This is a genomic window from Microbacterium aquimaris (assembly GCF_039531285.1).
In the GTDB taxonomy this organism is placed as follows: domain Bacteria; phylum Actinomycetota; class Actinomycetes; order Actinomycetales; family Microbacteriaceae; genus Microbacterium; species Microbacterium aquimaris.
Genome location: NZ_BAAAPT010000001.1, coordinates 876,943 through 902,146, shown reverse-complemented (window position 1 = coordinate 902,146; position 25,204 = coordinate 876,943). Strand labels below are relative to the sequence as shown.

The 25,204-nt window shown below is 68.1% G+C and carries 24 protein-coding genes; 8 read left to right on the top strand and 16 right to left on the bottom strand.

Annotation, left to right across the window (positions count from 1 at the left end; genetic code table 11):
* Positions 1-183 precede the first annotated feature (183 nt).
* Both ABD204_RS04235 and ABD204_RS04230 read left to right on the top strand, forming a co-directional pair.
* Positions 184-462, top strand: a complete 279-nt coding sequence (locus ABD204_RS04235; protein WP_194423426.1) for a DUF6412 domain-containing protein — start codon at positions 184-186, stop codon at positions 460-462.
* Positions 463-564: 102 nt separating this feature from the next.
* Positions 565-1,323: a YidC/Oxa1 family membrane protein insertase gene (locus tag ABD204_RS04230; RefSeq protein WP_194423425.1), complete on the top strand. Its 759-nt coding sequence runs from the start codon at positions 565-567 to the stop codon at positions 1,321-1,323.
* Between the two features lie 86 nt (positions 1,324-1,409).
* On the opposite strand, the gene ABD204_RS04225 is transcribed toward ABD204_RS04230, so the two are convergent.
* The 5 genes from ABD204_RS04225 to dnaB all read right to left on the bottom strand — a co-directional run bounded on the left by ABD204_RS04225 (position 1,410) and on the right by dnaB (position 5,392).
* Positions 1,410-1,727, bottom strand: coding sequence for a type II toxin-antitoxin system RelE/ParE family toxin (locus tag ABD204_RS04225; RefSeq protein WP_322597503.1), 318 nt, complete (start codon positions 1,725-1,727; stop codon positions 1,410-1,412).
* On the bottom strand, positions 1,724-1,975 hold the full coding sequence (locus tag ABD204_RS04220; RefSeq protein ID WP_194423423.1) for a ribbon-helix-helix domain-containing protein: 252 nt from the start codon (positions 1,973-1,975) through the stop codon (positions 1,724-1,726). The genes ABD204_RS04225 and ABD204_RS04220 overlap by 4 nt, the downstream gene beginning before the upstream one ends.
* 710 nt (positions 1,976-2,685) lie before the next feature.
* Positions 2,686-3,345 (bottom strand): hypothetical protein, encoded by a 660-nt coding sequence (locus tag ABD204_RS04215; protein ID WP_194423422.1) that lies wholly within the window; start codon positions 3,343-3,345, stop codon positions 2,686-2,688.
* A gap of 76 nt (positions 3,346-3,421) precedes the next feature.
* On the bottom strand, positions 3,422-3,916 hold the full coding sequence (locus tag ABD204_RS04210; protein ID WP_194423421.1) for a GNAT family N-acetyltransferase: 495 nt from the start codon (positions 3,914-3,916) through the stop codon (positions 3,422-3,424).
* A 108-nt stretch (positions 3,917-4,024) separates the two neighbouring features.
* Positions 4,025-5,392: a replicative DNA helicase gene (gene dnaB / locus ABD204_RS04205; RefSeq protein ID WP_194423420.1), complete on the bottom strand. Its 1,368-nt coding sequence runs from the start codon at positions 5,390-5,392 to the stop codon at positions 4,025-4,027.
* A 574-nt stretch (positions 5,393-5,966) separates the two neighbouring features.
* Between dnaB and ABD204_RS04200 the strand changes: the two genes are divergently transcribed.
* A complete protein-coding gene (locus ABD204_RS04200; protein ID WP_194423419.1) occupies positions 5,967-7,004 on the top strand; it encodes a hypothetical protein in 1,038 nt (345 codons plus the stop codon).
* Positions 7,005-7,092: 88 nt separating this feature from the next.
* Complete coding sequence (locus ABD204_RS04195) at positions 7,093-8,388, top strand: LPXTG cell wall anchor domain-containing protein (RefSeq protein ID WP_194423418.1); 1,296 nt, start codon at positions 7,093-7,095, stop codon at positions 8,386-8,388.
* Positions 8,389-8,480: 92 nt separating this feature from the next.
* On the opposite strand, the gene rplI is transcribed toward ABD204_RS04195, so the two are convergent.
* Genes rplI through rpsF form a run of 4 tightly spaced genes read right to left on the bottom strand, consistent with a single transcriptional unit; the run spans position 8,481 to position 10,135 of the window.
* Positions 8,481-8,933: a 50S ribosomal protein L9 gene (rplI, locus tag ABD204_RS04190; protein ID WP_194423417.1), complete on the bottom strand. Its 453-nt coding sequence runs from the start codon at positions 8,931-8,933 to the stop codon at positions 8,481-8,483.
* A 10-nt stretch (positions 8,934-8,943) separates the two neighbouring features.
* Positions 8,944-9,198 (bottom strand): 30S ribosomal protein S18, encoded by a 255-nt coding sequence (gene rpsR / locus ABD204_RS04185; RefSeq protein ID WP_071044191.1) that lies wholly within the window; start codon positions 9,196-9,198, stop codon positions 8,944-8,946.
* Between the two features lie 44 nt (positions 9,199-9,242).
* Complete coding sequence (locus ABD204_RS04180; protein WP_194423416.1) at positions 9,243-9,749, bottom strand: single-stranded DNA-binding protein; 507 nt, start codon at positions 9,747-9,749, stop codon at positions 9,243-9,245.
* Positions 9,750-9,754: 5 nt separating this feature from the next.
* Positions 9,755-10,135 carry a 30S ribosomal protein S6 gene (rpsF, locus tag ABD204_RS04175; RefSeq protein WP_194423415.1) on the bottom strand — a complete coding sequence of 127 codons (381 nt, stop codon included), beginning with the start codon at positions 10,133-10,135 and terminating at the stop codon, positions 9,755-9,757.
* Positions 10,136-10,319: 184 nt separating this feature from the next.
* Here rpsF and ABD204_RS04170 point away from each other — a divergent pair, with 184 nt between their 5' ends.
* Entirely contained in the window at positions 10,320-11,546 is a 1,227-nt protein-coding gene (locus ABD204_RS04170) for a hypothetical protein (protein ID WP_194423414.1), read from the top strand.
* On the opposite strand, the gene ABD204_RS04165 is transcribed toward ABD204_RS04170, so the two are convergent.
* The 5 genes from ABD204_RS04165 to ABD204_RS04145 all read right to left on the bottom strand — a co-directional run bounded on the left by ABD204_RS04165 (position 11,532) and on the right by ABD204_RS04145 (position 16,986).
* Positions 11,532-12,695, bottom strand: coding sequence for a mechanosensitive ion channel family protein (locus ABD204_RS04165; protein ID WP_194423413.1), 1,164 nt, complete (start codon positions 12,693-12,695; stop codon positions 11,532-11,534). The genes ABD204_RS04170 and ABD204_RS04165 overlap by 15 nt on opposite strands.
* Before the next feature lie 84 nt (positions 12,696-12,779).
* Positions 12,780-13,415 carry a TMEM175 family protein gene (locus tag ABD204_RS04160; RefSeq protein WP_194423412.1) on the bottom strand — a complete coding sequence of 212 codons (636 nt, stop codon included), beginning with the start codon at positions 13,413-13,415 and terminating at the stop codon, positions 12,780-12,782.
* A gap of 40 nt (positions 13,416-13,455) precedes the next feature.
* A complete protein-coding gene (locus ABD204_RS04155) occupies positions 13,456-13,860 on the bottom strand; it encodes a DUF779 domain-containing protein (RefSeq protein WP_194423411.1) in 405 nt (134 codons plus the stop codon).
* Between the two features lie 138 nt (positions 13,861-13,998).
* Positions 13,999-15,549 (bottom strand): acetaldehyde dehydrogenase ExaC, encoded by a 1,551-nt coding sequence (gene exaC, locus ABD204_RS04150; protein ID WP_194423410.1) that lies wholly within the window; start codon positions 15,547-15,549, stop codon positions 13,999-14,001.
* A 123-nt stretch (positions 15,550-15,672) separates the two neighbouring features.
* Complete coding sequence (locus ABD204_RS04145; protein ID WP_194423409.1) at positions 15,673-16,986, bottom strand: GAF domain-containing protein; 1,314 nt, start codon at positions 16,984-16,986, stop codon at positions 15,673-15,675.
* Positions 16,987-17,128: 142 nt separating this feature from the next.
* On the opposite strand from ABD204_RS04145, the gene ABD204_RS04140 reads away from it, so the two are divergent.
* The gene (locus ABD204_RS04140; RefSeq protein ID WP_194423408.1) at positions 17,129-18,172 is read left to right on the top strand and encodes an NAD(P)-dependent alcohol dehydrogenase; all 1,044 of its coding nucleotides are present in this window, start codon (positions 17,129-17,131) and stop codon (positions 18,170-18,172) included.
* 55 nt (positions 18,173-18,227) lie between these two features.
* On the opposite strand, the gene ABD204_RS04135 is transcribed toward ABD204_RS04140, so the two are convergent.
* The gene (locus ABD204_RS04135) at positions 18,228-19,655 is read right to left on the bottom strand and encodes a CCA tRNA nucleotidyltransferase (RefSeq protein ID WP_194423407.1); all 1,428 of its coding nucleotides are present in this window, start codon (positions 19,653-19,655) and stop codon (positions 18,228-18,230) included.
* 35 nt (positions 19,656-19,690) lie between these two features.
* Entirely contained in the window at positions 19,691-21,211 is a 1,521-nt protein-coding gene (locus ABD204_RS04130; RefSeq protein ID WP_194423406.1) for a DUF7059 domain-containing protein, read from the bottom strand.
* Between the two features lie 123 nt (positions 21,212-21,334).
* On the opposite strand from ABD204_RS04130, the gene ABD204_RS04125 reads away from it, so the two are divergent.
* Complete coding sequence (locus tag ABD204_RS04125) at positions 21,335-23,572, top strand: DUF6049 family protein (protein WP_194423405.1); 2,238 nt, start codon at positions 21,335-21,337, stop codon at positions 23,570-23,572.
* Positions 23,569-25,188, top strand: coding sequence for a murein biosynthesis integral membrane protein MurJ (gene murJ / locus ABD204_RS04120; protein ID WP_194423404.1), 1,620 nt, complete (start codon positions 23,569-23,571; stop codon positions 25,186-25,188). Before ABD204_RS04125 ends, murJ begins: the two co-directional genes overlap by 4 nt.
* Positions 25,189-25,204: the final 16 nt, after the last annotated feature.

The following is a 25,204-nucleotide window of genomic DNA, read 5'->3' as shown; positions in this document are numbered from 1 at the left end:
GCCCATTGTCGCGGCCCGATGCGGTGGCATCTTCGCCGCGAGTTCGATGCCGTCACCCTCGATGCGCCGGCGACCGATCCCCCTGCCCGTCACGACGCGATCGCTGACGGGGGCGAACGTCTCGACCGGTGATGGCCCGCGAGTGCTACGGTGGCCGCAATCCAGCGGGGAGGTGACGGCGCGATGATCGACGCTCTCACGTCCTTCCTGCAGGTCCTGCTCTTCTCTTCGACTCTTGTCGGCGCATCCGCCGCCGACTCGGCACCGATGTGGGCTCTGGTGTTGGCGGCGGTCGTCGTCATCGTCCTGCTGCGGGCCGCCGGTTCTCCCCGATCGATCCGAGCCTCCCTGGCCCGTCCGGGCAGGGCCATCGGTGTATCGGCGACGGTGGCGCATAGCGACCCGGATGCGGCGGGCCATCCGCGTTCGCGCGCTCCGGGGATCGCGGCTTCGGCCGCGTAGCACTCGACGCTCCTCCACCTCCGCTGCGGGGGTGATGTCTGTGTTCGTCGATGTCTGGCGTGGCCGCTCTGCGACCACCTCTCACCTCACCGGACGGACATCATGGACCTCTTCTCCTTCCCACCCCTCTCGGCCACCCTCGACGCGGCGTACGCCGTGATGATGGGGGTTGCGTCACTGCTGCAACCGGTCACCGGCGGGCTATCCGCCGCCGTCGCCGTCGTCATCCTCACGCTCGTGGTGCGGACGATCCTGCTCCCCACGGGGGTCGCGCAGGCCAAAGCCGATCAGACGCGGGCGCGTCTGGCACCAAAGCTCCAGGCGCTGCAACGCCGACACAGGAACGACCGCGAGCGGCTGCAACGCGAGACGATGAAGCTCTACGCCGACGAGAACGCTTCCCCGTTCGCCGGCTGCGCCCCGGTGCTCATTCAGGCGCCGATCGTCGGAATCATCTACGCACTGTTCCTGCACAACGTCATCGCCGGCCACCCCAACGAGCTGCTCACCGAAGAGCTCTTCGGCGTCCCGCTCGGCGCGAGCCTCATCGGATCGATCGGAAGCGGATCACTGACGGTGCCGGCCATCGCCGTCTTCGGCGTCGTGATCCTGGTGATCGCGGCGGTCGCCGAGCTCACCCGCCGGTTGCTGCGCCCGACTCCATCGGCGTCGACGTCGACATCGGGTGGCGAGGGGATGCTGCGTATGGTGGGCGTCTTGCAGTTCGGCACCGCCGTCGCGGCGATGTTCGTTCCGCTCGCCGCCGGGCTCTACCTTCTCGTCACGGTCGCCTGGACCCTCGGCCAAAGGCTCATCCTGCGCCGCAGGTATCCCCTCGAGCCTTCCAGCCATGGGAGTTAGGAACCTCAGTCGTGGATAGTTCACGAGATCAAGACAGGACCCGTATACGGGCGGTGCGCGTCTGACGAACGGGCGTGTGCGTTCGGCTAATCGGTCATTCGGGCCGGGATGTCGCGCTTGGAGTGGAGCACGTGCCGGACGTCGATGAACTCGGCGCTATCGAAGTAGATGATGACGTAAGGGTAAGTACGCAGGGCGAAGACTCGGACGCCGGGGATGCCGAGTTCGACCTCGAGTCGAGGGGATCCGATGGCCGGATGGTTGCCGATCGCTGCCAATGCGGCTTCGAACTCGTCCACCAGGCCGAGCGCGGCATCCAACGCACCTTCGTCCGTGTAGAAGGCAATCGCGGACCGCAGTTCCGCCTCGGCGGTGGTGCGGGTGCGCACCCGCTTCCCGGTCACCGGGCGGCAGTGTCGTCGCTTGCGGCGCGGATTACGCCGCGGAGCCGTTCGAAGTATGCCCCGTCCATCGGCTCGGAGTAGTCCGCATCCGCTGAGGCCAGGATGCGCTCACGGAGAAGAGATCGATCCCGGTCATATCGAATCAGTTCGCGGACATACTCGCTGGTGGTGCCGAAGCCTCGTTCAGACACCTGCTCATCGACGAACTGCCGGAGCGAGTCGGGTAGCGAGACGTTCATCGTGACCATGCACCCAGGATAGAAGCGTTGGCAAGAATTGCCAACGCTTTGGATCGTTGACGCCGCGCGGGCGAGTTGTCGTCGAGGTCTTCGATCCATGCCGACCAGGAATCCGCGGGCTGAATGTCGTCAAGCGTGATTCCGTGCGTCAAGCGGCGACTCGGAGGGATGACCGGAATCGGAGCCGCGGGTTACCAAGCCATGAACCTGCGCTAGCACGGTCGCCGGCGTGAGCGACCAGAGGTCGTGGGCAGCGTTCCTCAGCAGTAGGCTGCGACTTCCCAGCAAGTACGCCTTGGTTCACGCGTCTCGCGGAATGGGCGAAGTCGAACGCTCGCGTCGCCTTCGACTGCCAGCTGGTAGCTGCGTAGTGAATATCCGATGTCGTGAGCTGGAGCGACCGGCGACCACTACCGGCAGGTCTAGTCTGAGACTGCTCGTTCACCGGTCCATCAACGCGTGCCCTCCCACCAGCTGGTGCAGCCATCTCCGACCAACGCGTGCGTGTCGCACAAGACCCGCACGGTCAGATTCTCAATGCGCGTTCCCTCCTCGCGCGGGAGATGCTCGATCAACTGAGCCCGGAAGCCAGAGCAGCACTGCGTCGGCTGCCGCTCCGCGACGAAGACACGAGCGGTCCGCTCGGCCGCGGACTCCTCAGTCGAGGCGTGCTCGCCACGAACATCCGCGCCATCCAAGCGGGTCTAGGGTAGGCGGAATCAATCCTCCGCGCTGATTCCCAGCGCTTGGGCAAGAGCGACGGCGTGGAGCTCCGCCTGCCGCTCATGGATCGTCGCACCTGCGAGACCGCGCACGTCCGTGAACGCGACGACGTCCAGCCCACGCAGATCCAGGTCCTTCGCGCGCAAGCCGCGGGTATCGAGCTCGTCGGCGCGGGAGCTCTCGAAGCGCACGCGCGTCAGCGATGCCTCCGGCACATCGAGCGTTCCGATCGTGCAATCGACGATCAGCACATCCGAAACCTCGGCCGAGGGCAGCGACAGGAAGTCGATGCGAAGCCCGCGCAACGTTACGCCGTCCCAATCTGCACGCACGGCGTCGAACGTTCCCACACGGCCACCGTTCACGACGACGTTCCGCCACCTGCCGTCTCGGGCGGAAACCTCGATTGCGCCGAGATCCTCGATGGCGACATCCACGAGCGTCGACCCCGTGAGGTCGATCCGTCCCAGAGTCCCCACCTGGAGGACAGACTCCAAGATCCGACTATGCGGCGCGTCGACGTTCCCGTTGCCCAGCACGATTCGAGCGCCTTCTCGTTCTTCGCGCGGCGCCAGCGTGGCGTGGTCCTCAAGCACCCGGGGCAGATCCGGATCATGCTCGCGTGGTGCGGTCAGGCTGCCGCGACGACGTACCATCTGGCGAGTCTAGAGCGCGAAGGCGACCCCGCCGGAGACCGACCAGCGACACCTGACTTGCCCGTCTCCCACGCGGCTACCGCAACATCCGTGCGTCGGTGATCGACGGGGCGTGGGGGTCGACCTGTTCGACACCGTCGAATCGGAATCCATTGCGCAGATAGAACGCCGTCGCGCGCGGATTCTCCTTGGCAACCCACAGCATGGCCGGACCGTCCCCAAGGGTCTCATCCAGCAGCGCCTGCCCGGCCCCAGTCCCGTAGTGCACGGCCAGAACGTAGATCGCGTACAGGAGTCGATCCCGCGGCGGCTGCTCGCCATCGATTCCTTCGCCCGGCCCTGCCCAAGCGAATCCGACGATCTCGCCATCGGTCTCGGCCACGCGAACGACCATGTCGTCGCGCGGGTGAGTCAGGATGTGCTGCCACATCCGATGACGGTCCGCCACGTACTCCTCCGAGAAGTAGTCCTCAGGGAGCAGCTCCGAGTACGCCTCCTTCCACGTCGCGACGTGAATGTCGGCGATTGCGGAGGCCTCGCCCGTGAGGGGTTCCCTGATCGTGAACGCCATGCGCCAATGCTGTCAGAGCTCGCAACGCTCGATCGAGATGTCCGATGGACCGTCGTGGACTCGTGATCCTCGAAACGAACGAATCTGAACGGACCCCAGGAGACGGGCTCAGACCTCGGGGGCCATGTCCGTGAAGCGGGAGAAGTGGCCCTGGAAGGCGACGGTGATGGTGTCGGTGGGGCCGTTTCGGTGCTTGGCGACGATCAGGTCGGCCTCGCCGGCGCGGGGGCTGTCTTTCTCGTAGGCGGCCTCGCGGTGTAGCAGCACCACCATGTCGGCGTCCTGCTCGATCGATCCCGATTCACGCAGGTCGCTCAGGGCGGGCTTCTTGTCTTGACGCTGTTCCGGACCACGGTTCAGCTGCGACAGCGCGATCACCGGCACACCGAGTTCCTTCGCGAGCAGCTTCAGTGCACGCGAGAACTCACTGACCTCTTGCTGACGCGACTCGACGCGCTTACCGCTGGTCATCAGCTGCAGGTAGTCGATGACGACCATCTTCAGCCCCGCCCGTTGCTTGAGCCGTCGACACTTCGCGCGGATCTCGACGAGCGTCATGTTGGGGCTGTCGTCGATGTAGAGCGGGGCGTCGTTGATCTTGCCTCGGGTGGCGGCGATGGTCGTCCAGTCGCGGTTGTCGAGGGTTCCCTTGCGCATCGACTGCAGCGGAATCGCGCCCTCGGCGCTCATGAGACGCATCGCGATCTCGCTTCGCCCCATTTCCAGGGAGAAGAAAATCGTGGGCATGTCGTGCTTGATCGCCGCGGCGCGGGCGAAGTCGAGCGCGAGCGTTGACTTACCCATCGCGGGACGGGCGGCGATGATGATCATCTGCCCGGGGTGCAGGCCGTTCGTGAGCTGGTCGAGACCCGAGAACCCGGTCGGGATGCCCGTCATCTGACCGTCCCGGCCGCGCGCGGCCTCGATCTCCTCCACGGCCGCATCCACCGCGATGGTCAACGGCACGTAGTCCTCGGCGGTGTCATCGCCCGACACGTTGTAGATCTCGGCCTGCGCGTTGTTGACCAGGTCGAGCGGGTCACCCTGGCCCTGGTAGCCCATCTGCACGATGCGGGTGCCGGCATCGACCAGCCGGCGCAGCAGGGCGCGCTCCGAGACGATCGACGCGTAATAGCCGGCGTTCGCCGCGGTGGGCACGATCGAAGTGAGCGTGTGCAGGTAGTCCGCGCCGCCGGCGCGCTGCAGCTCACCGGTCTTGATCAGTTCGTCGGTGACGGCGACCACGTCGGTGGGTTCACCGTGCGAGTAGAGGCTGAGGATCGCCTCGAAGATGAGCTCGTGCTTGGGCACATAGAAGTCGGTGCCGCGGAGGGTCTCGATGACGTCGGCGACGGCATCCTTCGACAGCAACATTCCGCCGAGGGCGCTCTGCTCGGCCAGGAAGTCGTGCGGCGGGGTGCGCTCGTTCTCGCGGGGTGCACCGAGTCGGTCGGGTGAGATGTCGGCGATCGACACGGGTATCCCCTTCTGGTTGACTTCGGCACCCCTGGCACGGTGCGCCGCACCGGCGCACGCGTAGGGCGGCATGACAAACGAGTCAGCTGTTGCTCCCGTGTTCTGATGGGAGCACGAACCCCCGACACGGTCGCCGGCGCTGACGATTCCACGCCCACCCCCATGGGCAGACCTTCACGGTAGAGACACCCTTTCCCCGGTGCAAGAGCACCTGTGGATAACTCTGTGGACAGAGTGAGAACAACTCGGGGACGGGTGTGAACAACCCCTGTGGAAAACTCGAGCATCCAAGGCCTGCTCCAACTTTTTTATGCCTCTTGACCTGGCTGTTCTTTATCCACGGGCTGTGGACAGTGAATGTGTTTGAAGTTCGTGTTGAGAGTTGCCCGCCGTGGTGCTGTCTGTGCACAAATCTGTGACATGTGCAACTGCGCGACACGCCGGGCTCCGCCGCGAAGGGTCTTTACACCCGTCCCGCTGCAGGAGTACATTCCTACCCACACCGCGGCATCCCGAGACGCACCGAACGCCGCTCCGGGGGGAGCAGGGATGACGCGAAGGGGGTGATGAGGGGATGCGTGAACCGGTAGCACGGTCCCTGACCCACGCACAGCGCGTCCTGCTGGTCGCGCTCGGCCTCGGCCTGCTCTGGGCCGCCGCCGCGATCCTTCTGCACACCCCGTCGGCGGGCGCCGCTGAAGACGACGACGCAGGCCTGCTCGGCGCGGCCACGTCGGTCGTCGAGGGCGCGACGGGCGCGGTCGACGACGTCGCCGGTGCGACGCTCGACACGGCCGCGACCGTCGTGGCGCCCGTCGTCGAAACGGTCACCGAGCCGGTCGCGAAGCAGGCACCCGCGCCCGTTGCCGCCGTCGTCGAAGCCGTCCCCGAGGTCGTCGCCCCCGTCGTCGAGACGGTGACGCAGACCGTGACCACCACGACCGATGTCGTCGAGAACGGCGCCGGCGCGGTCGCCGAGACGGTCGAGACCGTCGTCAGCTCCGGCCCCGTCTCCTCCGTCACCACCCCCGTCGTCGAGCTCGTCTCCGAGGTGCCGATCGTCGGGGATGTCGCCGAAGGCCTCGGCGTTGGCGAAGCGATCACCGACACCGCCGCCGTGATCGACACGACCGTCGGCACCGTCCTGGTCGGCGACACCACCGACCCGGCCCCGCCGGTCGTGGTGATCCCCGAACTCGACCTGCCCGTAGCGCCGGCCGTTCCGGCTCTCCCCGGAACTGTTCCGGCGCTCATCGCCGCACACGTCTCCGTGGGCGAAGCCGCTATCGCAACAGCCGTGGCGAGTGTCGCGACCGCCATGGGCGCCGCCTGGTGGTCGCAGAACGGGTCGTGGGCGCCGTCTGCGATCGCCGCCGCCATAGGGGCTACAGCGGTCGTCGGCGCCGCCGGGTCGCGTCTGCTGACCCCTCACGCCGCGCCCTCCCACGCTCCCGGTGGCAACGGAAGCGCCCTCGGCGCCGCTGCCGCACAGCCCGCCGGCATGCTCGGCGACACGTGGCGCAGCCTTCTTCACGCGGGCCCGCCCCACTCCCACGTCGACGACGCTCTGCCCGGAGCGCCGGTCTACGACACCGACTCGACTCCTGACTGACGGTATCGAGCCGCACCGTCCTGCGTGCGGCAGATGATCCGGCACGCCATCCGGCGTGCTGTCGATACCTCACTCAAGGAGTTTTGAAATGCACACCATCGTCAAGCGTGCCCTGTGGGGCGCGGTCATCGGAGGAGGAATCTCCCTCCTCGGTGCCGGGGTCGCCCAGGCCGCCGACACATCCGGAGAAGACGGGCTGCTCTCGGGCACCCAGGCCATCGTCGACGTCGACGCACCCATCACGGTGAGCGGCAACGCCATCTCGGTGCTCGGCGACTCCCACTCGGAGGGTGCCGACACCCAGGCACCCGCACCGGCTCCCGCCCCGGAGGCCTCCACCTCCGGGAGCGACGGCGCCGCATCCGGGTCGCAGGCGATCATCACCGTCGAGGTGCCGATCACCATGTCGGGCAATGCCGTCTCGGTCGCCGGCGACAGCCATTCCGACGGGGCACACACCTCGTCGGGTGGCTCTTCGGAATCGGCGCCCGAAGCGTCCACCTCGGGGGATGACAGCGTCGCGGGCGGCACCCAGGGCGTCGTCTCGGTCGAGGCGCCGGTCACCGTGAGCGGCAACGCCATCTCGGTGCTCGGTGACAGTGAGTCGACGGATGCCTCCACGGGCACCACCGGAAACGGCAACGGCGGAAACGACACCGCTGCGAACACGTCGGGAGACGACAGCGTCGCCGGTGGCACTCAGGTCGTCGCGCCGGTCGAGGCACCCGTCACCGTCGGCGGCAACGCCATCTCCCTCATCGGCGACAGCCAGTCCACCGACGCCACCACCGGCAACGGCGGGGGACACGGCAGCGAGACCAACGGCACCACCAACGGAGACGACAGCCTCCTCGGCGGCACCCAAGTCATCGCATCCATCGAGGCACCCGTCACCGTCGGCGGCAACGCCATCTCCCTCATCGGCGACAGCGAATCCACCGACGCCACCACCGGCAACGGCGGCGGTTCGAACGGTGGAGACAGCATCACCGGCGGTTCGGACTCGATCCTCGGCGGCACCCAGGTGCTGCTGCCGATCGAGCTGCCGATCACGATCGGGGGGAACGCCATCTCGGTGATCGGCGACTCGGAGACGACCTCGCCGACGACGCCGGGTACGCCCGGTGACCCGACGGACCCGACCGACCCGACCGACCCGGGGACGCCCATCGATCCCGGTACGCCGGCCGGCCCGACGACACCCTCGACTCCGGTGACCGCGGCGTCGTCTGGTAGCCCGGTGACGGCGATGCCGGCCGCGGCGGGTACCACGGCGGTCCTAGCCGCCACGGGCGGGCATGTCGCCGGCTGGGCGGCAGGTCTCGGTCTGCTGGTGCTCCTCGCCGGCCTCGTGCTGGCACGTCGCAGGGCGTCGATCGGCTGACCCCACCCGCTCCACCCGCACAAAAAGCGGATGCCGCGGCCCCGAATCGGGACCGCGGCATCCGCGGTGCTCGGGCGAGGCCCGAAACAGCCTTACTTCGCGGCGACCACCTGGAGGGCGATCACGGCGGTCAGGTCGTCGCGCAGACGAACCGTGGCCTCGTGCTCGCCGACCGCCTTGATGGGCGACGTGATGTGGATCTTGCGCTTGTCGAGGTCACCGAGACCGGCGTCCTTGACCGCGTTGGCCACGTCGGTGGTCTTGACCGAACCGAACAGGCGACCTTCGGCGCCGGCCTTGACCGACAGCTTGACGGTGGCGGCCTCGAGGGCCGTCTTCAGCGCCACGGCTTCTTCGTGGTCGTGGATCGTGCGGGCGTCACGAGCAGCGCGGATCGACGCGACCTGCTTCTCGCCACCGCGGCTCCATGCCACTGCGAAACCCTGGGGAATGAGGAAGTTGCGGGCGTACCCGTTCTTGACCTCGACAACGTCACCGGCACTACCCAGCCCGGAGACCTCGCTCGTGAGAATCAGCTTTGCCATCAGATACTCCTTAGCGGCCAGCGCCGGCGTAAGGCAGGAGCGCCATTTCGCGCGCGTTCTTGATCGCCTTGGCGATCAGACGCTGCTCCTGCACCGAGACACCGGTGATACGACGGGCACGGATCTTGCCGCGCTCGGAGATGAACTTGCGAAGCGTGGCGACGTCCTTGTAATCGATGACGCCCACGCGGATCGACTTCGCGGGAGCGGCGTTCTTCGCGCCCTTCCGCGTCTTGCGGCGGTCGCCGCTCGACTTTCCAGCCATGGTTTTCCTTTACGTATGAATCTGAGTCAGGTTGCGGTACTCGATCAGAACGGCGTGTCGTCGCCGTACGAGGTACCGGGAGCGCTCCATGCGTCGGCGCCGCCCTGGTTCGACCCGGGGGTCGACCACGGCTCTTCCGACACCTGCGGACGGGACTGTCCACCGCCGCCACCGCCGCTGCCGCCACCCTGCGTGCGGGTGACCTGCGCGGTCGCGTAGCGCAACGACGGGCCGATCTCGTCGACCTCGAGCTCGATGGAGGTGCGGTTGTTGCCCTCGCGGTCCTGGTAGGAACGCTGGCGCAGACGACCCTGGGCGATGACACGCATGCCCTTGGTCATCGAACCGGCCACGTGCTCGGCGAAATCGCGCCAGCAGGACGCGCGGAGGAACAGCGCTTCGCCGTCCTTCCACTCGTTCGCCTGGCGGTCGAAGGTGCGCGGTGTCGACGCGATCGTGAAGTTCGCGACGGGAAGTCCGTTCTGCGTGTAACGCAACTCCGGGTCGGCGGTCAGGTTGCCGACGACGGTGATGACGGTCTCACCGGCCATATGCGTTACGCGTCCTTCTTGGCCTTCGCGGGAGCGGCAGCCTTGCGGGCAGCCTTCTCCTCGGCGCGCTTCTGCTCGGCCTCGACCAGGGCGATCGCCTCTTCGGCGCGCAGGACCTTGGTGCGCATGATGCGCTCGTCGAGCTTCAGCTGACGGTCGAGCTCCTGAGTGGCCTCGCTCGTCGCGGTGAAGTTCACGACGGCGTAGATGCCTTCGGTCTTCTTCTGGATCTCGTAGGCCAGACGGCGGCGGCCCCAGATGTCGACGTTGTCGATCGAGCCACCATCGTTCGTGATGACCTTCAGGAACTTGTCGAGGTTCGGAGCGACCTGGCGCTCGTCGACCTCGGGGTTCAGGATCACCATGAGTTCGTACTGATGCGTCACTTACCCACCTCCTTCGGACTAGAACGGCTGACGGGCATTTCCCATCAGCAGGAGGGTGTGTTGCATGTCGCCACGACACGCGGCATGATGCTGCGCGCAGACAACCCTCCCATGGTAGCGGAAGCCACGCGGCCGACCGAATCCGTCCACACGTGCCTCGCGCAACCTGAGTAGCGTGGGCGCCATGTCGTTCGACGCACGACCTCTCACCGCGCCCGTCGACCCCGCAGCCGTCCGAGCCCACGCGGAGGTGATGCGCAGAGCGACCGGCTCGCCGTGGAATGCGGGACGAATCGGAACCGTTATCGCGTTCGCAGTGATCGCGATGATCGTCCTGCCCATCTTCTTCGTGATGTGCCTCGCGATCGCCGTGGGACTCGCCTCGCAGATCGGATGGGGAGCGCTGTTGATCGTCGCGGTCCCCGTTCTCGCGGTCGTCGGCATCGTGATCGCCATCGCCGTCGGCATCATGTCGTCCTCCCGAGGCACACGCGATCGCCGGTACCGACTCGACGCGTTCGCGCGGGCGAACCACCTTCGCTATCTCCCGAGGATCTCCTCACCCCCGCTGCCGGGGATGATCTTCGGCCGCGGCTCGGGGCGCCGGGCCACCGATGTCCTGCGCGGAGACCGGCCGCGTTTCGTCGAGTTCGGCAACTACCGCTACTCCACCGGGAGCGGAAGAAACCGCTCCACACACCGCTGGGGCTACGTGGCGGTGAAACTCGACGTCCCCCTGCCGCACATCGTGCTGGACGCCACGAGCAACAACGGCCTGTTCGGTTCGAACTTGCCGATGTCCTATCGCAAGGAACAGCACCTGAGCCTCGAAGGCGACTTCGACCGGTACTTCTCCCTGTTCTGTCCCGCCGGCTACGAGGCGGATGCGCTCTACCTGTTCACCCCTGACATCATGGCGAGGTTCATCGACAACGCCGCGGCGCTGGATGTCGAGATCGTCGACGACTGGCTCTTCTTCTACGCCAAGCGCCAGTTCGTGACTCTGGACCCCGCCACCTGGGCGTGGCTGTTCGGTGCCGTCGGGGCCATGCTCGACAAGCTCGCCCAATGGGAGCGGTGGCGAGACGACCGCCTCCGTCATGCCGCGCAGGCATCCCCGAATCCGACGCCGACGGGAGCGCCGACGGAGTTGAGCGCACCCCACCCACCGGCGATGGATGCGGTGGCCGGCGCGGGCGCTTTCGACGCACCTGCTTCGCCAGAGCCCGTCACGGCGCGCGCGGCCACGCCGTTCGAGGCGCCACCAGGACTGTTGCGACCACCGCCGGGAGTCGCGCCACCGGGCCGGCGTCTGAGCACCGGAGTCCGGCGCTCCACCATCATCCTCATCGGGATCATCGTCGGATGGTGGGCGCTGACCTGGGTGCTACCGCTGCTAATCGCCGGGTAGCGACCGGCCCGGGCCGGAGGAGTCTCGGGCGTTGAGCGCACCCGCGGGGGTCGCCGCAGCGGGATCCGGTGCATCCATCCGCACGCGCTGTAGCGGAAGGGCCTCGGGATACTCGTTTCGCACCCATACCGCGAGCTTCTCCCGCACCAGGCAACGCAGCGACCACATCTTGTCGGAGTCGGCCGCGCTGACCATCACCCGCACCTGGAGCAGACCACCGCTCGCGTCGGTGACGACGACGCCGCTGCCGACCCGATCCCACAGGTCGGTCTCGGCGAGCACGCGGTCGAGCTCCTCGCGCATCGCGTCGACATCGACGCGCCAATCGAGGTCGAAGTAGACCGTGCCCAGCAGCGCCTTGCCGAGTTTGGTCCAGTTCTCGAACGGGGTCGTCGTGAAGTAGGTGCACGGCAACACCAGAGTGCGCTGATCCCACACCTCGAGCACGACGTAGCTGAGGGTGATCTCACGGATCTTGCCCCACTCGCCCTGCACCACCACGACGTCGCCCACACGGATCGCCTCACTGAAGGCCAACTGCACACCCGCGAACAGGTTTCCGAGAATCGATTGGGCGGCGAGACCGGCGACGATGGATGCCACACCGGCCGACGCGAGCACGCTGGCCCCGACCGCGCGCACCTGATCGAAGGTCATGAGGATCGCACCGAGCGCGAAGATGACGATCACCGCGACGACCAGGCGTCGGATGATCTGCAACTGCGTGCGCGCCTTGCGCGCCGAGAAGCTCTCGCTCTCGGTCAGCTTGTACCGCTTCGTCCCACTGTCGACGAAGAAGAGGAACACCTGCGCGAGCAACCATGCCGACGAGGCGATGAGCGCGATACCGAGGGTGTGTTGCACCCCCTTCCGGAGGTCGTCTCCGGGCAACGCGATCGTCGCCACGAAGACGGAGATGATCAGAATGGTGACACGGAACGGCCACGCGAGTCGGGCATGCAGATCGTGCGCCCACGGCATCCGTCTACCCACGAGGGAGAGGATGACGGCCACGACGATGGCGATGCCGATCGCGATGCCCACCGCGATCGCGAGGGCCACACTGAAGCCGGTCCAGGTGCGCCAGCCTTCTTCGAGAGCCTCCGCGACGTTCTCGCCGAGGGTGTCGTCATCGGTGGTGAAGAACACACCACTCCCTTCCGTTGCGTGACTCCACGGTAGGCATCCCACGGGGGTGCCACGCGAATCGACGCAGATTCTCTGATCGATCCCTCAGGCGCGGATCCGGAGTACCACTTTCTGCACGACGGGACGCAAGGCGAGGAGCAGCAACGCCGCGTAGCTGACCACCGGGACGACGATACTCACGATGAGCGCCACCACGAACAGCCCGGTGACGATCCACCCGCCCACGATTTCGTCGCGCATCGCACCCGGCGGTTCGTCGTGCAGACCGGGGTGACGAGCGAGGTACAGGCGTGTCAGTGAGAGTACGGCGGAGGTCACCGTGAGGGTTCCGATGTAGACGACCAGCTGGATCGTATCCTCCGCGAATGCGGTGGTGATCGCCGTGGCCACCGGCATCCACACGATCGTGAACATCCACAGCACCGTCAACCACAGCAGGGGGGTGTCGACTCGTTCGACCTTGGCGAAGAGGCGGTGATGGACGAGCCAGAAGTTCGCGATCAGCACGAAACTCAACGCGAAGGCGACCAACGCCGGCCACTCCTCCACGAACCATTCCGCGACCGGCGCTTTCCCGGTACCGGCGTCGCTCACGCTCTCCATGAGCGGGAGGATCAGCAACGTCATCGCGATGGCGACCACCGCGTCGGTGAAGGCCTTCAGCCGCTCTGCGCTGGGCAGCGGCTGGGTGTCGTCGCGGGTGCGGGCGGCTTCCTCCATGCGCACACGGTAGCGCAGGCTTCCCGACCGTTCACGGCGATCAGGCCGTGCTCTCCGGGCCCAGCCCGAACGCCTCCAACTCCGGTTCGGTCAGCATCCGCGATCGGATGATGAACCGCTTGCCCGTGGGCCCCTCGACGCTGAACCCCGCCCCGCGCCCGGGGACCGCGTCGATGGTGATGTGGGTGTACTTCCAATATTCGAACTGCGCCTCCGAGATGTACACCTCGATGGGGTCGTCCAACCCCACCTCGAGTGACCCGAGGTGCACGTCGGACGGTCCGGTCAGGAACATCCCGACCGGATAACACATGGGGGCGCTGCCGTCACAGCAGCCGCCGGACTGATGGAACATCAGCTTGCCGTGCGTCGCGGTCAGCTCCCGCAGCAGACCCGCGGCCGCGTCGGACACCGCGACCCGACTGTAGGTCGTCGTCTCTGTCATCGCCTTCTCCTCTCATTCGACGTCGGTCGCCCGACGAGGTGGGCCCTTACTCAGGTGGGGGGCCGGACTCGGGTACCGAACCGGCCACCCACCTGCGGTCAGCCTGAGTAAGGACTCACCTGTCGTGGCAAGGAGGGGTCAGAAGAAGCCCATCGCGCCTTCCGCGTACGACACCAACAGGTTCTTGGTCTGCTGGTAGTGGTCGAGCATCTTCAGGTGGTTCTCGCGGCCGATGCCGGACTGCTTGTACCCACCGAACGCGGCATGCGCCGGGTACTGGTGGTAGGTGTTCGTCCACACGCGCCCGGCCTCGATGGCGCGCCCGGCCTTGTACGCGATGTCACCCGACCGGCTCCACACCCCGGCTCCGAGGCCGTAGAGGGTGTCGTTGGCGATCGAGATCGCATCGTCGAAGTCGTCGAACGAGGTGACCGAGACGACCGGTCCGAAGATCTCCTCCTGGAAGATGCGCATGTCGTTCGAGCCCTCGAACACGGTCGGGGCGACGTAGTAACCCTCACTGAGGTCGCCGCCGAGGTCGACGCGCTCACCCCCGGTGAGAAGCTTCGCACCGCCGGCCTTGCCGATGTCGATGTAACTGAGGATCTTCTCCAGCTGGTCGTTCGAGGCCTGCGCACCGATCATCGTCTCGGGGTCGAGGGGGTTTCCCTGCTTGATCTTGCCGACCCGGTCGAGGCTGTCGCCGAGGAACCGGTCGTAGATCGACCGCTGGATGAGCCCGCGCGACGGGCACGTGCACACCTCGCCCTGGTTCAGCGCGAACATCGTGAAGCCCTCGAGGGCCTTGTCGTAATAGGCGTCGTCGGTGCTCTGGGCGACGTCTTCGAAGAACATGTTCGCCGACTTGCCTCCGAGCTCAAGGGTGACGGGAATGAGATTCTGCGAGGCGTACTGCATGATCAGTCGCCCCGTGGTGGTCTCTCCGGTGAAGGCGACCTTGCGGATGCCCTTGTGCTGCGCGAGCGGAGCGCCGGCTTCGATGCCGAACCCGTTGACGATGTTGACAACGCCGGCCGGCAGCAGGTCGCCGATGAGGTCGAACAGGAACAGGATCGACGCCGGGGTCTGCTCGGCGGGCTTGAGCACCACGCAGTTGCCGGCGGCGAGAGCGGGGGCCAGCTTCCACGTGGCCATGAGGATGGGGAAATTCCACGGGATGATCTGCCCGACCACCCCGAGCGGCTCGTTGAAGTGATAGGCGACGGTGTTCTCGTCGAGCTGGCTGAGCGAGCCCTCCTGCGCGCGGAGCACTCCGGCGAAGTAGCGGAAGTGATCGACGGCGAGCGGGATGTCGGCGGCGAGGGTCTCACGGACCGGCTTGCCGTTCTCCCACGTCTCGGCGACCGCGATCATCTCGAGATTCTGCTCGATCCGGTCGGCGATCTTGTTCAGCACGACGGCACGGTCGGCCGGCGTCGTGCGTTTCCACGACTCGAACGCCTGCCACGCGACGTCGACGGCGCGGTCGACGTCTTCGACGGTGCCTCGTCCGACCTCGCAGAACGGCTTGCCGTTCACGGGTGAGATGTTCTCGAAGTACTGGCCTTTGACGGGTTCGACGAACTCGCCGCCGATGTAGTGGCCGTAGCGGGAGCGATAGTCGGCCAGCGATCCTCGCTGGCCCGGGGCGGCGTAGACGCTCGAAACGCCTTCTTCAACGATGGTCATGGTGTGCTGTCTCCTTCGACTGGCTGCGCGACGGACACTGTCGCGACGTGCCGACGACGCTAGGGCGCGCCACGTTGCATCCGGTTGCACGCCGGGTCCGCCTCGCGAAGCGGGGTCAGGATGTCACGGCGTCAGGCGGTCGAGACGGGCGACCAGGCCGGCACGCTTGGGGGAGCGGGCGGGCAGCATCTCGAGACACAGGCGGAGCAATTCAGCGTCTTCGGCCCCCTCATCGGTGTCGGCATAGGCCAGGAGGACGTCGACACCCGCATCCTCCATGAGCGCCTCGCGAAGAGTGGCACTGACCGACGCCCGCAGCTGCTCCACTCCGGGCGCGACCGAGTCCGGCAAGACCGCCCCGGTGTAGGCGGCGAGCGCGACACGGTGTGCGCCGCGGTCGAGTAGCGAGACCACGTGCTGCGCATCGGTGTCGAGGTCGACCGTCAGCCGGTAGGGGCGGGATGCCGGCACCAGCGCGGGCGCCACGCCCTCGAGCACCTTGCGAAGCCTCACCATCTCGGGGCGGAGCGTGTCTGTCGCCCCGTCTCCGTAGACAAGCTCGCCCAGGGCTCCCGCCGACAGCCCGGCGCGATGAGTGGCGAGCATCAGCAGAATCTCCGCGTGACGAGCGCTGAGCTCGACGGATGTGGTGGGTTCGGCGGGGTTGCCCGTCTCGAGCACACCGCGATCCCGACCGAGCACGCGCAGCGTCGCGCGCACCGGCGCACGTCGCGCCTTCCGACGTTTCGGGGTCTCGGAGCGACGTCGCAGGCGGGCGACCAGCAATTCGCTTTCGATCGCGCGAGCGGTCGCATCGACGAGCAGCTGCGCCTGCGGCGTGACCGCCTCCACGCCGCCGGTGACGTCGATCACACCCAGTAGACGCCGGGTCTCCGGGTCGTGCAGCGGCGCCGCGGTGCACGACCACGGCTGCACGAGCCGGTTGTAGTGCTCGGCACCGTGGATCTGCACGGACCGGTCCAGGCGGAGGGCGGTGCCGGGTGCGGCGGTGCCGACGGCGTCCTCCGACCAGTTCGCGCCTTCGACGAATCCCATGTCGCCGGTTCGTCCGCGGATGTCGTGGTCGCCCTCGACCCACAGCAATCGACCCGATGCGTCCCCCACGGCTACGACGACACCCGAGTCACCCGCTTCGCCGGGGAGCAACAGTCCACGGACCATGTCCATCACGGTCGCCAGCGGGTGCGCGCGACGGTACTCCTCAAGCTCTTCCGGGGAAAGATCCATCGGGGGGAGGCCCTCGGCGCCGACGAGGGACGCGAGCGACCGCTCCCAGGAATCACGAACGAGCGGACGGACGTCGGCGAGACGGGTGTCACCTGGGTTACCGGCGACGAGTTCTTCATGGGCGCGTTCGATCAGCAAACGGGACGTCTCGGGTGAGACCCCGCGCTGGCGCGACCACGCAGAAGACATCCGGCTCCGATCGGCGGTGGAGGAGCGTACCGCCAGTGTAGATCGCGCGCCGTCGAGGCGCACCGTCCCCTCTGGCGCGCCGTGTCCGCTCCCTGACAAGCTGGAAGGTGCCCCGTACCCGAAGAGAACACCGGAGGTTCCCATGAAGGCTGTGCAGTACCGCGAGATCGGCAAAGGCCCCGAGGTCGTCGAAATCGACACCCCCGAGCCCGGACCCGGCCAGATCCGCCTGAAGGTGACCGCGGCAGGGCTCTGCCACTCCGACTGGTTCCTGATGGACCTGCCCGAAGAGCAGTACGCCTACCCGCTGCCCCTCACCCTCGGCCACGAAGGCGTCGGCGTCGTCGACATGCTCGGTGACGGTGTCGAAGGCGTGGAGATCGGCGGCTCGTACGCGATCTACGGGCCGTGGGGATGCGGGCAGTGCCACGCCTGTTCGAAGGGTGCAGAGAACTACTGCCCGTACGCCGCTGAAATGGGTATCGCCCCTCCCGGTCTGGGCGCGCCCGGAGCGATGGCCGAGTACGTGATCATCGACGACAAGCGCCACTTGATCCCGCTCGGCGACCTCGACCCGGTCGAGACGGTGTCACTGACCGACGCCGGCCTTACGCCGTACCACGCGATCACCGCGGCGGAGCACAAGCTGCGTCCCGGGTCGACTGCCGTCGTGATCGGCGTCGGCGGTCTGGGGCACGTGGGCGTCCAGATCATCCGCGCCATCAGCGGCGCGAAGGTCATCGCGCTGGATGTGAGCGATGAGAAGCTCGAGCTGGCCACCGAGGTCGGCGCACACCACACCGTCATCTCCGACGAGAATGCCGCGGACCGGGTCCGCGAACTGACCGGCGGCCTGGGAGCCGACGCGGTGTTCGACTTCGTGGGCATGCAGCCCACCCTCGATCTGTCCCGCGCCGTCGTCGCCGTCGACGGGTACATCCACATCGTCGGCATCGGCGGCGGCACCCTCGCCACCGGCTTCTTCTCCACGCCGTTCGGTGCGGCCGTGCGCGCACCGTACTGGGGCACCCGCTCCGAGCTGCGCGAAGTGCTCGACCTCGCCCGCGAAGGCTCGGTCGGCGTGCATGTCGAGCGCTACAGCATCGACGACGCGGTCGAGGCGTACGCCAAGCTGCACAAGGGCACGGTGCGCGGGCGCGCCGTGGTGGTCCCGAACGAAGCCTGACCGGTCCGACCGGCCGACGGCCCGCGCTCTCGATCGAGGGTGCGGGCCGTTCTCGTCAGGAGCGGGCCGCCCACCACTCGCGAAGACGCTGTTCGGCGGCATCCGGCCCGATCAGCCCCTCGTCGAGGCGGATGTCGAGCAGGAACCGGTACGCCTCGCCGACCTCACGACCGGGGCGGATGCCGAGCACTTCCTGGATGCGGTTGCCGTCCAGCTCCGGACGCATCGCGTCGAGCTGCTCCTGTTCGGCGAGCTCGTCGATGCGGCGTTCGATGTCGTCGTACGCGGTCGCCAGTCGGTTCGCCTTGCGCCTGTTGCGGGTCGTCACATCGGCCCGGGTGAGGATGTGCAGGCGCTCGAGCTCGGAATCCGCGTCCCGCACGTAGCGACGCACGGCCGCGTCGGTCCACGCCCCCTCGGCATATCCGAAGAAGCGCAGGTGAAGTTCGATCAAGCGGCACACGGCCTTGGTGGTGTCCGAGTCGAAGCGGAGGGCGTTCAGGCGCTTCTTCGCCATGCGCGCGCCCTTGACGTCGTGGTGGTGGAAGGTCACGCCACCTCCGGGCTCCAGGCGGCGCGTCGCGGGCTTGCCGATGTCGTGCAGCAACGCCGCGAGGCGCAGCGGGACATCCGGAGCCGCACCGGGGTGGCGTCTCTTCTCCAATGCGATCGCCTGCATCACGACGGTGAGGGAGTGTTCGTAGACGTCCTTGTGGTGGTGGTGCTCGTCGACTTCGAGGCGCAAGGCGGGGACCTCGGGAAGGAACTCCGCCATGAGGCCGGTGTCGACGAGCAATCGGATCCCCCGCACCGGATCGTCGGTGCCGATCAGGCGCACGAGTTCGCCCTGCACCCGTTCGGGACTGACGATACGGAGGGTCTCGCGCAGCTCTGCCATCGCCTCGGTCGTCCCCGGGTCGACCTCGAACTCCAACTGCGAGGCGAACCGGGCCGCGCGCAACATCCGGAGCGGGTCGTCGCCGAAACTGACCCGAGGATCGATCGGGGTGCGCAGACGTCCGGCGAGGAGGTCCTCGACGCCGCCGGTCGGGTCGACCAGAGTCCGTTGCGGCACCCGCATCGCCATGGCGTTGACGGTGAAGTCGCGCCGCACCAGGTCGCCCTCGAGACTGTCACCGAAGGCGACGACCGGCTTTCGGGTGGTGCCGTCGTAGCTGTCGGCACGGTAGGTGGTCACCTCGACCTGCTCGCCGCGGACACGCGCGCCGATCGTTCCGAACTCGCGCCCCACATCCCATTGGGCGGTGCTGATGGGCGTGATGATCCGGAGGATCTCGTCGGGATGCGCGTCTGTCGTGAAATCGAGGTCGTGCACCGGGCGGTCCAGCAGCGCGTCGCGCACCGGGCCACCCACGATCGACAGTTCCCGACCCGCGTCGGCGAACGCCTCGGCCAACGTGGCGACGATCGGGGACTCGGCGAGCGCGCCGAGGCGCGCGACACCCTCGGCCATGTTCAGCATGGTCTCGAGCCTACCTATCCGACCCGGGCGGCCCGTCAGTCGACGATGCGGAGAAAGCCGGTGGCGATCAGCTCGCGGACACGGGGGAGGAGGTCGGCGCGCAGGTCGGCGGCATCCACCTCCATCAGCTGGGCGATCGCGTCGATCAGCACCCCGACGGCGAGATCGCCGTCGCATGCCCCGACCAGCGCCGCCAGCCCCGGGTCGACGCCGACGGTCCGGCCGTACCCGCCGCCCTGGCGTAGCTCGATCACCATGGGGTCTTCGGCCCCGGGCATATGGTGTCGGGCTTCGGTCACATCGGATGCCGTGCGCAACACCCGTGCGGAAAGCTCACGGTCGTCGAGGGCCGCGATGCGGTCGTGCGCGACGAGCACATCGGCGATGTGGCCGCCGAGCGCCCCCGGGCCGGTCACGGTTCCGACCCGCTCGTAGCGGGCGAGGGTCGGCGACCCCTCGGCGCGCCGCAGCAGCACCGACCCGAACCCGACCCCGGTCACACCACGGGCCTCGAAGTCGTCGAGCCATGCATCCACCAGCCGCGCGAAACGGTCACTGGTCGGAACCGTCCCGCCGTCCCGGATCCACAACTCCGCGTACCCCAGCGGGTCGAGCCGCTCGCGTTCGACCACCCACGCATCAAGCGGCACCGGGGACGCCTCGACCCACGCACGGACCCGCTCGAGACCGTCGACGCCGTCTTTCGACTCCCAGTTGGCGAGGAACTGCGCCACGCCTCCCGGCGCGAGGACCCCACCGACCCCGGTCACGACCGCCTCGACGAGCGCATCGCCCACCAGCCCGCCGTCGCGGTAGTCGTACGCGGGTACGCCCTTGGCCCGGGGGGTGATGACGAACGGCGGGTTGGAGACGACCCGGTCGAACCGTTCCCCCGCGACGGGCTCGAACAGGCTGCCCAGCCGCGTGTCGATCCCGTCCACGCCGTTCAGCAGCACGTTCAGGCGCGTGAAGCGCAGAGCGCGTTCCGATACGTCCGTGGCCACGACCGCGTCGGCGAAACGGCGCGCACGCAGGGCCTGGATGCCGCACCCGGTTCCGAGGTCGAACACCCGCGAGGCATCTGTGGGCATCTGCAGGGCAGCCAGGGTGAGGGATGCGCCCCCGACCCCCAGGACGTGGTCTTCGGGAAGAGGTCCACCCAAAGCCATCTCGTCCAGGTCGCTGGCGACCCACCACTCGCCGTCGCCGGTGGCGTCCCCGAATGACTGCGGGCGGACGAGCGCGGCGGGGTGCACCGTGTCGCCGCTGACGGTGGCCAGGCCGAGCCGCTCCAGCCCGTCGACATCGCACGAGGGCAGCGCGGTGTGCACCGCGGCCCTCGGCTGCGGGACGCCGAGGGCGAGCAAGCGGCCGAGGACGGCGAGGGGATCGGTCCGCGCACCGAGCGCCCGCAGCGCCGGTGCCCGCAGCTCCCGCCCGGTGGCGTCGTCGGCGCTCTCACCCCACGCGGCCCGAAGCTGCTCCGAGGTGAATCCGGCGGCGCGGAGATCGTCGGCGAGGGCGGCGCAGGTTGCGGCATCGGGTTCGGGAAGCACCCGCCCATTCAACCGTGTCGACCGCGGCGTCGACCGGTCGCGCGGCACGGCTCACAGATCACCACAGGCGCGAACCGTAGAATCGCACCGATCGTGCGGTCATGAATCGCACCGGAGCTCCCCATGACCGACACCGTTTCCCCTCCGCGCGCCGCGCGCCGTCCCCGGCGCCCCGCCGCGCGTTCGCGCATCCTCACCACGGTATCCGCCGCGGCACTGTCGATCGTCACGCTGTGCGGCACCCTCCTCCTCACCCCCGCATCCGCCTGGTCGGCACCGGTCGAACCCGAACCGGAGACCTCGGACGGCCCGATGCTGAGCGGCGAGGTCTCGTACACGATGGCACCCGCCGGCAACGGCATCCTCGATGACGGGGATGCGCTCACGGTGTCGTTCGTGGTCGACAACGGCACCCTTGAAGCCCTGGACGCGGTGGACGTCTCACTCGGCCTCGCCGACGACCCGCTCGCCAGCAGGACGTCCCTGTCCTCCTGGCTGGAGGGCGACTCCGCGGCGCGCACCGAAGAGATCGGGACGACGTCGTTCGGGGCGACCCTGTCCGGCGCCGAACAGACCGCGCGTCTGACGATCGACGGCGACGACGACGCTCTCGCGGGCCGCGCACCCGGGGTCTACCCTCTCGCGGCCACGTTCGCCGTGGGAGACGACACGATCGAGGTCCGCAGCGCCGTGACCGTTCCCGACGATGACGGTGCCACGCCTCTCACCGTCGTCGTGCCGATCACGGCCCCCGCGATCGACACGGCCACGCTCACCGCCGCGCAGCTCGAGGAGCTCACCGGAGAAGGCGGCTCCCTGGCCTCCCAACTGGATGCCGTCGCCGGCACCCCCGTCGTCCTCGCGATCGATCCGGCGATCCTCGCCTCCATCCGGGTTCTCGGGACATCGGCGCCCGAGTCGGCGCTGGAGTGGCTCGCTGAGCTCGACTCGCTGCCGAACGCCCGTTTCGCCCTGCAGTACGGCGATGCCGATATCGCCGCGCAGGTGGAGGCCGGCTTCGACGCGCTGCTTCAGCCCGGCTCACTCACCGCGCTGATGCGCGAGGGTGATTTCAGCTCCCCGGTCGTGCTCGACGAACCCGACACGGCCGCATCGGCGACGCCCACGCCGACCCCATCGGCGACGCCGACGGACCTCGACGAGCAGGCGGGTCGACTGCCCGCGCTCGAGGACCTCCTGGGCATGGACACCGCCGCATCGGATGTGCTCTGGCCGGCCACCGGCACCGGCGGAGCGACGGTCGCCGACGCCGTTTCGCCCGTCTCCGGTGAGCAGGATGAGGCGCCGCTGATCCTCACCGAGTCCGATCTGGTGACCGGGACCGGGGCGACCGTCCCGGCACGTGCGTCCGCGACCGACACGCAGCTGCTCGTCTACGACTCCGACATCTCCCGTGAGCTGCATGCCGCATCCATCGAAGACGACACGACGCTTCGCGCGGCGCCGCTCGCGGCCGCAAGCGCGTACCTGCACTTCGCCGCCGACGACGCCGGGGACGCACCTCTTCTCGTGACCGTCGACAGGTCATCCGACGAACGCTCCCGCCTCGCCCTTCGGGCCGCGGTACTCGCCGCCACCCAGGCGCCCTCGACGACCGCAGCGACATTCGCCGGACTGATCGCAAAAGACCCCACGCCGGTGCAGCTCCTCGATGGCGTCCCCGACGAAGCACGCGCATATGCCGCGGCCGACATGCACGGCGACGAACAGGCACTTGCGCAGTTCGCGACGGTCCTCGACGATCCCCAGCTGCTGACCGGCCCGAACCGGGACGAGATCCTCCAGGTGCTCGGCAACGCGTGGCGAGGTGACGACACCTGGCCCGCGGTCGTGGCCTCCCAGCGCGAGAGGACCCGCGAGACGATCGACGCGGTCGGCCTGCTCCCCCCCAGCACCATCCAGCTTCTCGGGTCGAGCTCGACACTTCCCGTGTGGGTGCGCAACGACCTTCCCTACCCGGTCAACCTCACCCTCTACGCCCAACCCGAAGACCTCCGCCTGGATGTCGAGAACACGGTCACCGTGGTGGCGAGCCCCGCATCGAACACCCGCATCGAGGTACCCGTGCAGGCTCGCATCGGCAACGGCGAAGTCGATGTGGCCCTCGAGATCCGCAGCCCCACCGGGGTGCAGATCGGATCCGCCGAACGCGCCGAAGTGTACGTCCGCGCCGAGTGGGAGGGCATCGGCATCACAGTGCTGGCGGTCCTGGTCGGCGGGCTGCTCGTGATCGGCCTCGTCCGAACGATCCGTCACCGGCGCCGTGATCAACCCGAAGACGAAACAGCGGGCGACGACACCGACGAGACAGGCGACGAGGAAGCCGAGGACGATCGATGAGCGGTATCGGCCGCGCCAGTGTGCTCATCGGCGCCGGCACCGTCTTCTCCCGACTGACGGGACTGCTGCGCACGGTGGTGCTCGTCGCCGCAGTCGGCTCTGTCCCGAGCGCCGCGGCCGACGCGTTCGCCGTGGCCAATCAGCTCCCGAACAACATCTACGCGATCATCTCGGCCGGGCTGCTCAGCGCCGTGGTCGTTCCGCAGATCGTCAAGGCGGCGGCGCACGCCGACGGGGGCAGCGCATTCGTGTCCAAGCTGTTCACGCTCGGAACGGTCGGCCTGCTGATCACGACGGCGATCGCGACGGCCGCCGCACCGTGGCTCGTGCAGCTCTATGCACCCGAGTACTCGCCGGCCCAGACCGCCCTCGCGACGGCGTTCGCCTATTGGTGTCTGCCGCAGGTGTTCTTCTACGGGTTGTACGCCCTCGTCGGCGAAACCCTCAACGCCCGCCGCATCTACGGACCGTTCACGTGGGCACCGATCGTCAACAACGTCGTCTCGATCGCCGGGTTCCTCGTCTTCATCGCGCTGTTCAGCGGGCCCGTCACCGAGGTCGCCGGGTGGACCCCCGACATGATCGCCCTGCTCGGCGGTACCGCCACCGCGGGGATCGTCGTACAGGCCGCACTCCTCCTGCTCTTCTGGCGTTCGGCGAAACTTCGCGTCCGTCCGGACTTCCGGTGGAAAGGTGTCGGCCTCGCACAGATCGGCCGCCTCGCGGGGTGGACGTTCCTCATGATGCTCGCCGGCCAACTGGCGGGCCTCGTGCAGACGCGGGTCCTCTCCGAGGCCTCCAATGACGGTCCGTCGGTGTTCGCGTTCCAGAACGCGTGGCTCCTGTTCATGTTGCCGTACTCGGTCATCGTGCTCTCGATCGGTACGCCCTACTACACACGCCTCAGCGAGCACGCGTCCGCCGGCCGCGAAGGGGAGGTACGCGACGACATCGTCAGCAGCATCCGCACCCTCGGTCTGTTCGTCGTCCTGGCCACCGCTGCGCTGGCCGTCGCCGCCGTGCCGGCCAGCCGCATCTTCACCAACGACGCCGCCGGCGCCCTGCAGGCCGCTCCCGTCCTGCTCGCCTTCCTCGTCTGCCTCATCCCGCTGGCGGTCCTGTTCGTCATCCAGCGCACGTTCTACGCCTACGACGACACCCGCACGCCGTTCTTCTTCACCCTCGTACAGGTGGCTCTCGTGATCGTCGGAGCGCTCGCGTCTGCCGCGCTCGTCGATGCCGGCCTCATCGGCCTGCCGCAGCTCGCGTCCTCGGTCGCCCTGACCCAGTCGCTGGCATCGGTCGTGCAGGTGATCATCGCGACCTGGCTGCTCCAGCGGCGGATCGGCGGCCTCCGCGTAGGGGTGTGGCTGGGCTCGCTCGCCCGCTTCACCCTCGCCGCCGTGCCCGCTGCGGCGGCCGGATGGGGCGTGTACCTGCTGCTGGGAGGGCCGGACGGGTGGACGACCTCCAACCCGCTGCTCGCCGCGATCGGCACGGGCGTCATCGGACTGGGGGTCGCCGTGATCTACATCGTGACGCTCGCCGTGCTCCGTGCACCGGAGCTGCAGACCGCGGTGGGATTGGTGCGGCGCTTCCTCCCCGGAGGTCGCTGAGGCGCCCGAATCCGGT

Bases quoted from the DNA above. Each gene is read 5' to 3' on its own strand.
- ABD204_RS04235 (WP_194423426.1), top strand. From the start codon at position 184: ATGATCGACGCTCTCACGTCCTTCCTGCAGGTCCTGCTCTTCTCTTCG.
- ABD204_RS04230 (WP_194423425.1), top strand. From the start codon at position 565: ATGGACCTCTTCTCCTTCCCACCCCTCTCGGCCACCCTCGACGCGGCG.
- ABD204_RS04220 (WP_194423423.1), bottom strand. From the start codon at position 1,975: ATGGTCACGATGAACGTCTCGCTACCCGACTCGCTCCGGCAGTTCGTC.
- ABD204_RS04215 (WP_194423422.1), bottom strand. From the start codon at position 3,345: ATGGTACGTCGTCGCGGCAGCCTGACCGCACCACGCGAGCATGATCCG.
- ABD204_RS04210 (WP_194423421.1), bottom strand. From the start codon at position 3,916: ATGGCGTTCACGATCAGGGAACCCCTCACGGGCGAGGCCTCCGCAATC.
- ABD204_RS04200 (WP_194423419.1), top strand. From the start codon at position 5,967: ATGCGTGAACCGGTAGCACGGTCCCTGACCCACGCACAGCGCGTCCTG.
- ABD204_RS04195 (WP_194423418.1), top strand. From the start codon at position 7,093: ATGCACACCATCGTCAAGCGTGCCCTGTGGGGCGCGGTCATCGGAGGA.
- rplI (WP_194423417.1), bottom strand. From the start codon at position 8,933: ATGGCAAAGCTGATTCTCACGAGCGAGGTCTCCGGGCTGGGTAGTGCC.
- rpsR (WP_071044191.1), bottom strand. From the start codon at position 9,198: ATGGCTGGAAAGTCGAGCGGCGACCGCCGCAAGACGCGGAAGGGCGCG.
- ABD204_RS04180 (WP_194423416.1), bottom strand. From the start codon at position 9,749: ATGGCCGGTGAGACCGTCATCACCGTCGTCGGCAACCTGACCGCCGAC.
- ABD204_RS04170 (WP_194423414.1), top strand. From the start codon at position 10,320: ATGTCGTTCGACGCACGACCTCTCACCGCGCCCGTCGACCCCGCAGCC.
- ABD204_RS04160 (WP_194423412.1), bottom strand. From the start codon at position 13,415: ATGGAGGAAGCCGCCCGCACCCGCGACGACACCCAGCCGCTGCCCAGC.
- ABD204_RS04155 (WP_194423411.1), bottom strand. From the start codon at position 13,860: ATGACAGAGACGACGACCTACAGTCGGGTCGCGGTGTCCGACGCGGCC.
- exaC (WP_194423410.1), bottom strand. From the start codon at position 15,549: ATGACCATCGTTGAAGAAGGCGTTTCGAGCGTCTACGCCGCCCCGGGC.
- ABD204_RS04145 (WP_194423409.1), bottom strand. From the start codon at position 16,986: ATGTCTTCTGCGTGGTCGCGCCAGCGCGGGGTCTCACCCGAGACGTCC.
- ABD204_RS04140 (WP_194423408.1), top strand. From the start codon at position 17,129: ATGAAGGCTGTGCAGTACCGCGAGATCGGCAAAGGCCCCGAGGTCGTC.
- ABD204_RS04135 (WP_194423407.1), bottom strand. From the start codon at position 19,655: ATGCTGAACATGGCCGAGGGTGTCGCGCGCCTCGGCGCGCTCGCCGAG.
- ABD204_RS04125 (WP_194423405.1), top strand. From the start codon at position 21,335: ATGACCGACACCGTTTCCCCTCCGCGCGCCGCGCGCCGTCCCCGGCGC.
- murJ (WP_194423404.1), top strand. From the start codon at position 23,569: ATGAGCGGTATCGGCCGCGCCAGTGTGCTCATCGGCGCCGGCACCGTC.